The organism is Gallaecimonas xiamenensis 3-C-1 (assembly GCF_000299915.1).
Lineage (GTDB): Bacteria > Pseudomonadota > Gammaproteobacteria > Enterobacterales > Gallaecimonadaceae > Gallaecimonas > Gallaecimonas xiamenensis.
The window spans coordinates 20,815-31,784 of the sequence record NZ_AMRI01000037.1 but is presented as its reverse complement, the minus strand read 5'-3'; the positions used below and the strand labels follow the sequence as shown (position 1 = coordinate 31,784).

Sequence of the window (10,970 nt, the reverse complement as noted above, 5' to 3'; positions counted from 1 at the left end):
CCATGGTCACTTCCACATCGATGGCGTCGTTGGGGTTACCGCTGTCCGGGTGGCTCATCACCTGCAACTGGGTGACGGTATAGGTGCCGTCGTTGTTCACCACGATTTGCCAGTCGCCGTTGTCGGCGCTCAGGGTCTGGGTGGCGGCGTTCCAGGTAGCACCGGCGGCGCTCAAGGTGACGGTGCCGGCACTGTCGTTACCGTAATTGGCGGTGAAGCTGCGGTTGACGCTGTCCAGGCCACCGGTTTCATCCAGCACTGCGTCTTGGGCGCTTAAGGTCGGGGTGGAGTCCGGGCCCAATTGGATGGTCAAGGTGGCTTGGTCAGTGTCACCGTCACCGTCGGTGAGGGTGTAGTTGATCACCACTGTGCCTTCTTCACCGGCGGCCGGGGTGTAGGTGACGGTGCCATCGGCATTGAACTGCACGCTGCCAAGGCCACTGCTGACCACCGCATCGGTCAAAGTAGCGCCGTCGGCACCCAGGGTGTCGTTGGCCAGCACGTTGTACAGCACCGGGGCGTCTTCTGCCCCTTGGCTGGTTTGGTCGTCTACGGCCATGGGGACGTCATCGACAATGGTCACGGTGACACTGCCATTGACGTTGTCACCGTCCACGTCCGAGCCCACCACGATGCCCGACACTTCGATGCTGTTGCTGCCCTGGCCGTCGGGATGGGGAAAGGCCGCCAGCAATTGCGCCGTTACCGTGACGTTACCCATGGCGCCAGAGGCGATATCAGACCAACTCAGGTTCAGCACTATGGCTGCCTGGCCACCGACATAGCCGGTAAGGGTTTGACCGTCGGCACTCATTTCCCAGGTCATGTCGGCCAGGTTGTCGCCGTTGACATCGATATTGATACTGTCCGGCTCCATGAAATGGAAGTTGCTCAGGGTATCCGAGCCGGCGGTAAAGAAGAGATCGCCACTGGCCCCGTCTTCAATCTGGGCTTCTTCCACTGCCAGGTGAAGATCGTCGGCATCGGTGGGATTGGCACCGTCGGTGATGCGAATAACGTGGCTATCGCTCGCCAGGTCACCGTCGCTGTCGGTCGCCTGCAACGCAAAGCTCAAGGCTACCTGGCTGCTGTTATCCAGGTTACCGTTGGCGGCGAAGGTCCAGGTGCCGTCGGCAAAGACAGTCAAGGTACCAAAGCCGGTATCGATAGACTGGCCAAGGGCGTAGCCCTGGCCACCAAACACTACCTGCAGCTGGGCGCCATCGGCACCGGCCTCCAAGGACCAGCTACCATTGATGCTTTGCAGCTCAGCCACTTCTTCCTGGCCACCCAGGGTGACATCGGGCACATCGTTAAGGATATTGACGTCCAGGCTGGCGTTGGCGCTGGAGCCGTCTTCGTCAGTCAATACCACCAGGAACTGGTCCTGCACCGCCCCTTGGCTATGGTCGGCGGCGCTGGTCAATTCATAGCTGTATTGCAGTTGGCCGCCCTCAAAGCCGGTGATGGTCAGCACCCCAAACTGGCCTATGACCTGGATAGTGCCCCCCAGGTACTGGCCGTTGGCGATAACGGTGACACCGTTGATGGTCAGATCCCCTAAGCCGTCCGGGGCACTGATATCGAAACTGCCGCCTTTAACCAGCTCGGCGGCGTCGGGGTTGGAACCCGTGGCCAGGTTGGCCTCATCCAAGGACAGTTCCCCCCCTGCCAGGGCCAGGCCGTCAATGGTTACACCGTCGTCGGTGCCATTGATGGTGATGGTCAGGGTAGCGATGGAAGTGGCGCCGAATTCGTCGGTGAGGGTGTAGCTGAACGTCTCGGTCAGGAACTCACCGGCGCTCAGGCCCTGTACTTCGGCCAGGCTGTTGTCGAGGTTGTAGCTGTAGCTGCCATCGCTGTTCCAGACCAGGGTGCCAAAAGCTCCCTGGACTTGCTGGTCATTGCTGCCGTTGACCGCTGACACGCTGAGCTGGGCTCCGTTGTCCGGGTCGCTGTCGACACCAAAGCCGTTATCGTCTCCGATCAGGTTACCGCTGCTGGACAAGGGGCCGTCCTCGGCAACGGCATTGAGGTTGGCGGTAGCGGTGGGGGCGTCGTTACTGCCCAAGATGGTGACGGTCAGGGTAGAGGTACTGAAACCACCCCGGCCATCGCTGATCTGATAACTGAAGGTCTCGCTGACAGTTTCGCCCTGGGCCATGGACTGGGCCAGGTCGTTATCCAACTGATAGGAAAAACCGCCGTCAGCAGACCAGGTCAAGACCCCGAACTGGCCGCTGACAGTGGTGACAGCAGAGCCGTTGACCTGGGTGACCGCAAGCAAGTCCCCATCGGCATCGCTGTCATTGGCAAGCAAGGACCCCGAGACTGTCGTAATGACGTCTTCTTGTAACAGGGCCTGATCAGGCTGAGCACTGGGTGGGTTATTGTCATCTTCCAGGATCAGCTGATCAAATTCGGCAGGGACTGGGCCTGTGTCCCCCGGTGTACCCAGGGTGTCGTAGCCTGCCTCTGCCAAGGTTTCACCGCCAGTGCGGGACACTGCAACGTATCCCGCATCCCCCTCGTCACCAACCCCGGCACCGGCAGCAGGGGCGGCGCCTGCGGCTGAAGCTTCAAAGATCTGGGTCGGGTCCAAGCCTTGCAAAATGGCCTGCTGCAGCAGGGCCTGTTCGCTGGCATCGCTCGCAGTGGGCATTTCCGCTGTTTGGGCAGCCACTGTGGCCCCAAGGTCGGGTGAGCTGGCATACGCCAACTCGGCACCATCGTCCTGTTGCAGCGTCATCTGGGCGCCATCAGCCAAGTGCAATTGCTGCCCGGCTTCCACCCTGTCACCGGCCATCAGGCGCAGCCGGGCTCCCTCTTCGGTTTCAACCCAGATTGCACCTTCGACCTGGGTCAGGATACCGCTAACCTTGACTGTTAAGACCTGCATGGCCCACCTCGCTCAGTACCGACCTAGGCCGGGTGAAAATAGCGAGACGGCGAGTAAATTGGATTGGTGATTATGCTCGTCGTCCTGTCTGGCGTAACACCAGCTTAACAAGCATAGTCAAAATATTGACACGCTAGGCATTAAAAAACCGGCCAAAGCCGGTTTTGCCTAAAAGGTGTACAGTATTGTGAAGGAGGTCTCAGTATCCGTTTTCTCGGTGTCATCGGGCACCTTGGAGGTGTACTTGACCCGGTAGGAGATCTTCATTGCCAGGTTACCCATCACGTTGGCCTGCAAAGAAGTAACAGACTCGGTAATGGTGTTGCTCTCATCCAGCCCAATTTCAGAGTTGAGCTCTTGGCGGAACAGCGAGTTTTCGCTCAGCTTGTACTCGAATTTGGCTGCCAGGCGGGCAATGGCTTCTTTTTCGGCGCTGTCGCCGTCGTCATTACGCTCTTGCAGCTTGTTATAGCGGTAACCCAGACCAGCAGAAGCATCGAAGAAGGAGCCGTCTTCCAGCTCCCAGAAACGGTTGCCGTAACCGGTAGAGGTAGATGCCTGGAAGTCGTAACCGGAGAAGCGGTCGTCCTCGTAGCTGCCCCGGACAAACCAGAACTGCTTGTCATCGATCTTGTAGTCGCCCTGAATAGAACCCCGGTAACGTTCGGCCGTGGTTTCGTCGTCAGACTCGGTGTAGAGCGATTCCAGCTGATAGTTGTTGCGCCAGCTTTCCAGATCTTGGGTGACGTTGAGTCTGCCCTTAACATTGGTCGAGTCGCTGTTTCCGGAGGTCACCAGTACACCCAGTTCAGCCTCCCCCTTCCAGTTCTTCTTGTCTGGTGCGCCAGCGGCGTCATCAGCATAGGCAGCCTGGGCAGCCAGCAGTGCCAGCATCGGCAAGCTGTACTTATACATCTTAAGGTCCTCTCCTTTGGAAAAAGCGCTGAAAGTGTGCCCCAGCAGCCCTTGAAATTCAAAACTTGAGCTTATATTCGGAAACGCTGTTACTCACTGGGTCCACCAATAGCAGGCGATCGTGGTTGGTATCCGCCACCAGCACCTTATCCCCCAGGCGTGCCAGGCCCCCTGGCTCGTTGAGGCTGCCATCGGGCAGAGCCAGGGTGCTGGCCTGCTGCTTGTCCAAGTCCAGCCAGCGCAGGGCATGATTGTAGGTGTCTGCCACCAGCAGGCGCTGCTGGTCCCAGCGGATCACCCCCAGGGCATGCTGGAGCAGGGCCTTTTTGAAAGCGCCGTCCTTAAGGCCAAAATCGAACAGGCCCTGGCCCACCAGGGTGGTCACTTCCTGGTCTTTCAAGTCCAGGCGGCGAATGGCCGAGGCTTCGGCATCGGCCACCCAAAGCTGGCCAGCATCGGCAAAGAGCCCGGACGGCTGGTTAAAGGACGCGTCCTTGAAGTCGTCGTCCACCAGGGCTTCACGGCCATTGCCCGCCAACACCTGTACCTTGCCGCCCTTGAGTTGCCAGATTTGATGGCTACCGGCCATGGCGATGGCAATGGCCCCGCCCGGCAAGGACGCCAGGTCCCAGGGGGAGCGCAGGGCCGTACTAAGGGCGGCGCCGTTGGCGTTTAGATACCCCCCCAATTTGCCGGTGCCGGCAACGGTACTGACCTGGTAGTTGCGCAGGTCGATACGGCGAATAAGGTGGTTGTTGGTATCGGCCACATAGAGCGCCTGGTCTTGAAACAGGGTGCCCTGGGGTGAGGCGAAGCAGGCTTCTTCGGCGCTGCCGTCCTTGGCACAGGCCTCACCAGAGCCCACCACCTTGACCACCCGCCCGTCGGGGCGGGCAAAGATGATGCGGTTATGGCCGCTGTCGGAAATGGCCAGCAGGTCACCCTTAACCCTTACCTTGCCCGGCGCAGCCAGGGGGGTGTCGGCGAAGGTGATGAGCTTGAGCGGAAGGGGCTTTTCGTCGAACTTGCCGGCAAATTCCTCAACCAAGGCGCCGACCACCTGGTCCAACAGGGCATAGCGCCCCTCCCCCGAGGTCTGCCCCACCACCCGGCCGTCAGGGGTGAGGATCACGAAGGTAGGCCAGGCGCGCACCGCGTATTGCTGCCACTGGCTAAAATCCACGTCGTTGGCCACAGGGTGGCTGATGCCGTAGCGGGCAACGATACGTTTTAGGGTATCGAGGCGCTTTTCGTTGGCAAACTTCGGGGAATGAACGGAGATCACCGCCAGCTTGTTGCCGTACTTGTCCTCGAGCTTTTTAAGATCGGGCAGCACGTGCATGCAGTTGACGCAGCCGTAGGTCCAAAAATCGAGGATCACCACCTTGCCCTTGAGATCGTTTAAGGAAAGGGGATGTTCCACATTAAGCCATTGCAGTTCGTTGCCGAATGGCACGGCATTTTCGCGGTAGGCACCTTGGGCACTGAACATGACGAGGGCCAATAGCAGGGTAATAATACGCATGATGATCTCCTTTGCTTGCCCATAGGACCGGGCTAACCAAAAAGATCATTCAGCCAATAAAAAAGGCGGCCTGGGCCGCCTTTTTTGCTTAGTTGACCTTGGCAGCCAACTCGCCTTTGGCATAACGCTCAGCCATGGCGTCCAGTGACAGGGCCTTGATCTTGTGGGCCTGGCCGGCGGAGCCGAAGGCTTCGTAACGGGCGATACAGATATCGCGCATGGCGTCGGTGCTGACCTTGAGGAACTTACGCGGGTCGAACTCGCGGGGGTTCTGGGCCATGGCGCGGCGCATGGCACCGGTGGAAGCCAGGCGCAGATCGGTGTCGATGTTGACCTTACGCACGCCGTGCTTGATGCCTTCGACGATCTCTTCAACCGGCACACCGTAGGTTTCGGGGATGTCGCCACCGAACTCGTTGATCACCTTCAGCCACTCCTGGGGCACGGAAGAAGAACCGTGCATGACCAGGTGGGTGTTGGGGATGCGGCGGTGGATTTCCTTGATACGCTCGATGGCCAGGATGTCACCTGAAGGGGGGCGGCTGAACTTGTAGGCGCCGTGGCTGGTGCCGATGGCGATGGCCAGGGCGTCCACCTGGGTCAGGGTCACGAACTGGGCCGCTTCTTCCGGGTCGGTCAGCAGCTGGCTGTGGTCCAGTACGCCTTCGGCGCCGATGCCGTCTTCTTCGCCGGCAGTGCCGGTTTCCAGACTACCCAGGCAGCCCAGTTCCCCTTCCACGGACACGCCGCAGGCGTGAGCCATGTCAACGGTACGCTGGGTAACGGCGACGTTGTAGTCCCAGTCAGCCGGGGTCTTGCCGTCTTCACGCAGGGAGCCGTCCATCATCACCGAGCTGAAACCCAGTTGGATGGAGCGCTGGCACACTGCCGGGCTGGTGCCGTGGTCCTGGTGCATACAAACCGGGATATGAGGGAATTCTTCAATGGCCGCCAGGATCAGGTGGCGCAGGAAGGGGGCACCGGCGTACTTACGGGCACCGGCAGAGGCCTGGACAATGACGGGGGCATCCATCTTGTCGGCCGCTTCCATGATGGCGCGCATCTGCTCGAGGTTGTTGACGTTGAAAGCCGGTACGCCGTAGCCGTACTCAGCGGCGTGGTCCAGCATCTGGCGCAGTGAAATCAGGGCCATGGATAATTCTCCTCATATGGGGGAGCCGCCCGCTCCCCGCTTATCGAATCGTTTGAATAAGTCTATCAAAGTAAGGCGGCCCAATGCGCCGCCTTTGTGGCTGTTTCAGCCTTTACTCAGCCACGGCTTTCCAGCATGGCTACGGCCGGCAGCACCTTGCCTTCCACGAATTCCAGGAAGGCGCCGCCACCGGTGGAGATGTAGGACACCTGGCTCTTGATGCCGTACTTGTCGATGGCCGCCAGGGTGTCGCCGCCACCGGCAATGGAGAAGGCGTCGGAGGCCGCTATGGCCTTGGCCAGCACTTCGGTGCCTTTGCCGAACTGGTCGAACTCGAAGACACCCACCGGGCCGTTCCAGAGGATGGTCTTGGCAGAGCTCAGCAGCGCGGCCAGGGCCTGGGCGCTGTCGGGGCCGATGTCGAGGATCATGTCGTCATCGCTGACATCCTCGGCCGCCTTGATAATAGCTTCGGCGTCCTCGCTGAAGGCCTTGGCCACCGCCACGTCGCTCGGCAGCGGAATGGCCACCTTGTCCATCAGCGCGCGGGCGGTGGGGATAAGGTCCGCCTCGTAGAGGGACTTGCCCATGGGCTTGCCGGCTGCCGCCAGGAAGGTGTTGGCGATACCGCCGCCGACGATGATCTGATCGCAGATCTCAGACAGGCTGTTAAGGACGTCCAGCTTGGTGGACACCTTGGAACCGGCCACTATGGCCACCAGCGGGCGCTTGGGCTCTTTCAGGGCCTTGCCAAGGGCATCCAGCTCGGCGGCCAGCAAGGGGCCTGCGCAGGCGACATCGGCAAACTTGCCGACACCGTGGGTGGAGGCCTGGGCGCGGTGGGCCGTGCCGAAGGCGTCCATCACGAACACGTCGCACAGAGCGGCGTACTGCTTGGACAGGGTCTCGTCGTCTTTCTTCTCGCCCTTGTTAAAGCGCACGTTCTCCAGCAGCACCACTTCCCCGGCGCGGGCGTCGACGCCAGCCAGGTAGTCACGGACCAGGCGCACCGGCACACCCAGCAGGTCCTGCAGGTAGTCGGCCACCGGCTGCAAGGAACTGGCTTCGTCAAAGACCCCTTCTTCGGGGCGACCCAGGTGGCTCATCACCAGCACCTTGGCGCCTTTGTCCAGGGCCAGTTGGATGCTGGGCAGGGCAGCCAGGATACGGGCGTCGGAAGTGACTTTACCGTCCTTGACGGGCACGTTGAGATCTTCGCGGATCAGGACCCTTTTACCGGCCAGATCCAGGTCTGTCATCTTGATGACGGCCATCGATGCGTCCTCGCAGAAAAATTAGGTTTCAGTAGATTTGGCAAGCCAACAACGGCTGGTATCCACCAGCCGGTTGGCAAAGCCCCATTCGTTGTCGAACCACAACAGCAGCTTCAGCAGGCTACCGTCGGTCACCCGGGTCTGGGTGCCGTCGACGATCACCGAATGGGCATTATGGTTATGGTCCACGGACACCAAAGGCGCCGTGGTGTATTGCATTATGCCTTTAAAGGGCCCTTGGGCTGCCTCGGCCAGCAGGCTGTTGACCGCCTCGGCACTGGCCGGATTGGCCAGCACCAGGCTCAGGTCCAGGGCCGACACGTTGATGGTCGGCACCCTTACCGAGATGGCCTCGAACTTACCCTGGAACTTGGGCAGCACCCGGCCAACCCCTTTGCCCAGTTGGGTATCCACCGGCACCATGGACTGGCTCATGGCCCTGGCCAGGCGCAGGTTGGGCTGGTAGCTGTCCAGCACCTGCTGGTCATTCATGGCGGCGTGGATAGAGGTGATAAGGCCCCGCTCCACCCCGAAGGCGGCATCCAGCACCGCTACCACCGGCACCAGGCAGTTGGTGGTGCAGGAGGCGTTGGAGACGATCCGGTGACCTGCTGCCAGCTCACCCTCGTTGACCCCCATAACCACTGTGGCATCCACCCCTTCGTCGGCGGGGTTAGACAGCAGCACCCGGCTAGCGCCGGCCCGCAGGTAGGCTTCGGCCTCGCTGTGGTGGCGGATCACACCGGTGCAGTCCACCACCAGGTCCACCCCGGCCAGGGGCAGTTTTTCCGGGTCGGACTCACAGAGCAGCTCGATGGCGTGGCCGTCGAGATACAGGGTGTTGCCGTCGACGCGGATATCCACGTCCAGGCGACCATGGGTGGAGTCATATTGAAAGAGGTGGGCCATGGCGGCAGGTTCGGCCAGATCGTTCACGGCCACTACCTTGAGCTCGCCAAGCAGGTTGCGTTCATGGAGCGCACGCAGCAGAGCCCTGCCGATGCGCCCAAAGCCATTGATGGCAACCGTATGGGTCATGTGCTTCCTTGATCGAAAAAGGGCAGGCCAACGGGCCTGCCCTTAAGCCTTAGAGGCCTTCAGCCACGGCGACGACGTTGTCGACGGTGAAGCCGAAGAGCTTGAACAGTTCGCCGGCAGGGGCCGACTCACCGAAGGTAGTCATGCCCACCACGGCGCCGTTCAGGCCCACGTACTTGTACCAGTAGTCGGCGATCAGCGCCTCGATAGCCACCCGTTTGGTGACGGCGGCCGGCAGCACCGACTCTTTATAGTCCTTGCTCTGGGCGTCGAAGACATCGGTAGCGGGCATGGACACCACGCGTACGGCGCGGCCCTTGCCAGCTAGCACCTCGGCGGCAGCCAAGGCCAGCTCCACCTCGGAACCGGTGGCGATCAGGATGAGCTCGGGGGTGCCAGCGCAATCCTTGATGATGTAGCCACCCTTGCGGATGTCGGCAACCTGCTGGGCGCTGCGGGGCAGGCAAGGCAGGTTCTGACGGCTGAAGATAAGGGCGGTGGGGCCGTCGGTGCGCTCAACGGCGTGCAGCCAGGCCACGGCGCTTTCGACGGTGTCGGCCGGGCGCCAGGTGCTCATGTTGGGGGTCAGGCGCAGGCTGGCCACCTGCTCCACCGGCTGGTGGGTGGGGCCGTCTTCACCCAGGCCGATAGAGTCGTGGGTGTAAACGAAGATGCTGCGCTGCTTCATCAGCGCCGCCATGCGCACCGCGTTACGGGCGTATTCCATGAACATCAGGAAGGTGGCGCCGTAAGGGATGAAACCGCCGTGCAGGGCGATACCGTTCATGATGGCGCTCATGCCGAATTCGCGCACCCCGTACCAAATGTAGTTGCCGGAGGCATCGTCAATGGTCAGGGGCTTGGAACCGGACCACAGGGTCAGGTTGGAACCGGCCAGGTCCGCAGAGCCGCCCATGAATTCCGGCAGCAGGGCCGCATAGGCTTCGATGGCGTTCTGGGACGCCTTGCGGGTAGCGATCTTCTCGCCTTTTTCCTGGCAGGCCTGGATGTAGGCTTCGGCCTTGGCGGCAAAGTCGGCCGGCAGCTCACCGCTTTGGCGGCGCACAAACTCGCTGGCAAGCTCAGGGAAGGCAGCCTGGTAGGCAGCGAACTTGCTGTTCCAGTCGCTCTCGGCCTGGGTGCCTTTTTCTTTGGCGTCCCAACCGGCGTAGACGTCGGCGGGGATCTCGAAGGGGGCGTGGTCCCATTTCAGGAATTCACGAGCGGCTTTAATTTCGTCGTCACCCAGGGGGGCGCCGTGGCAGTCGTGGCTGCCGGCCTTGTTGGGGCTACCGAAACCGATGATGGTCTTGGTAATGACCAGGGTCGGGCGGCTCAGATCGCTGCGCGCTTCCTCGATGGCGGCCTTGACCGCGTCGCTGGAGTGGCCGTCCACGTCCCGCACCACTTGCCAGCCGTAAGACTCGAAGCGCTTGGCGGTGTCGTCGGTGAACCAGCCTTCAACATGGCCGTCGATGGAGATGCCGTTGTCGTCGTAGAAGGCAATCAGCTTGCCAAGGCCCAGGGTGCCGGCCAGGGAGCAGGCTTCGTGGGAGATGCCTTCCATCAGGCAGCCGTCGCCCAGGAACACATAAGTAAAGTGGTCGACGATGTCGTGGCCGGGGCGGTTGAACTGGGCCGCCAGGCTCTTCTCGGCGATGGCCATGCCCACGGCATTGGTGATGCCCTGACCCAGGGGGCCTGTGGTGGTTTCAACGCCGGGGGCATAACCGTACTCGGGGTGGCCCGGGGTGCGGCTGTGCAGTTGGCGGAACTGTTTGAGGTCTTCAATACCCAGGTCGTAGCCGGACAGGTGCAGCAACGAATAGATCAGCATGGAGCCGTGGCCGTTGGACAGCACGAAACGGTCGCGGTCAGCCCAGGCCGGGTTCTGCGGGTTGTGCTTGAGGTAATCGTTCCACAGCACTTCGGCGATGTCGGCCATCCCCATGGGGGCACCGGGGTGACCGGATTTGGCTTTTTGGACCGCGTCCATGGACAGGGCGCGGATGGCATTGGCAAGCTGGCGACGGGAGGGCATCAAGGTCTCCTGGGTGGGTCAGAGCACAGGGTAAAAAAATCGGCCTTATTTTCGCCCATTAGGGGCCTCGGGGGCAAATCGGTTGCGCCTTTCCTGATCCGCCGTGATGGTCTTTAATGGTGGGC

General features: G+C 61.2%; 7 protein-coding genes. All 7 read right to left on the bottom strand.

The genetic code is table 11. The features are described 5' to 3' along the window. Nucleotides 1-2,899: retention module-containing protein (locus B3C1_RS18220; protein ID WP_008486645.1), on the bottom strand; the 2,899-nt coding region annotated here is incomplete at its 3' end. A gap of 168 nt (nt 2,900-3,067) precedes the next feature. Continuing rightward, a complete protein-coding gene (locus B3C1_RS18215) occupies nt 3,068-3,814 on the bottom strand; it encodes a DUF481 domain-containing protein (RefSeq protein WP_008486643.1) in 747 nt (248 codons plus the stop codon). 58 nt (nt 3,815-3,872) lie between these two features. After that, nucleotides 3,873-5,339: a thioredoxin-like domain-containing protein gene (locus B3C1_RS18210; protein ID WP_008486642.1), complete on the bottom strand. Its 1,467-nt coding sequence runs from the start codon at nt 5,337-5,339 to the stop codon at nt 3,873-3,875. A gap of 88 nt (nt 5,340-5,427) precedes the next feature. After that, nucleotides 5,428-6,492, bottom strand: a complete 1,065-nt coding sequence (gene fba / locus B3C1_RS18205; RefSeq protein WP_008486641.1) for a class II fructose-bisphosphate aldolase — start codon at nt 6,490-6,492, stop codon at nt 5,428-5,430. A 116-nt stretch (nt 6,493-6,608) separates the two neighbouring features. After that, nucleotides 6,609-7,766: a phosphoglycerate kinase gene (locus tag B3C1_RS18200; protein ID WP_008486640.1), complete on the bottom strand. Its 1,158-nt coding sequence runs from the start codon at nt 7,764-7,766 to the stop codon at nt 6,609-6,611. A 21-nt stretch (nt 7,767-7,787) separates the two neighbouring features. Further along, nucleotides 7,788-8,804 carry a type I glyceraldehyde-3-phosphate dehydrogenase gene (locus tag B3C1_RS18195; RefSeq protein ID WP_008486639.1) on the bottom strand — a complete coding sequence of 339 codons (1,017 nt, stop codon included), beginning with the start codon at nt 8,802-8,804 and terminating at the stop codon, nt 7,788-7,790. 49 nt (nt 8,805-8,853) lie between these two features. Next, on the bottom strand, nt 8,854-10,845 hold the full coding sequence (tkt, locus tag B3C1_RS18190) for a transketolase (RefSeq protein WP_008486637.1): 1,992 nt from the start codon (nt 10,843-10,845) through the stop codon (nt 8,854-8,856). Nucleotides 10,846-10,970 lie beyond the last annotated feature (125 nt).

Bases quoted from the DNA above. Each gene is read 5' to 3' on its own strand.
- B3C1_RS18215 (WP_008486643.1), bottom strand. From the start codon at position 3,814: ATGTATAAGTACAGCTTGCCGATGCTGGCACTGCTGGCTGCCCAGGCT.
- B3C1_RS18210 (WP_008486642.1), bottom strand. From the start codon at position 5,339: ATGCGTATTATTACCCTGCTATTGGCCCTCGTCATGTTCAGTGCCCAA.
- fba (WP_008486641.1), bottom strand. From the start codon at position 6,492: ATGGCCCTGATTTCACTGCGCCAGATGCTGGACCACGCCGCTGAGTAC.
- B3C1_RS18200 (WP_008486640.1), bottom strand. From the start codon at position 7,766: ATGGCCGTCATCAAGATGACAGACCTGGATCTGGCCGGTAAAAGGGTC.
- B3C1_RS18195 (WP_008486639.1), bottom strand. From the start codon at position 8,804: ATGACCCATACGGTTGCCATCAATGGCTTTGGGCGCATCGGCAGGGCT.
- tkt (WP_008486637.1), bottom strand. From the start codon at position 10,845: ATGCCCTCCCGTCGCCAGCTTGCCAATGCCATCCGCGCCCTGTCCATG.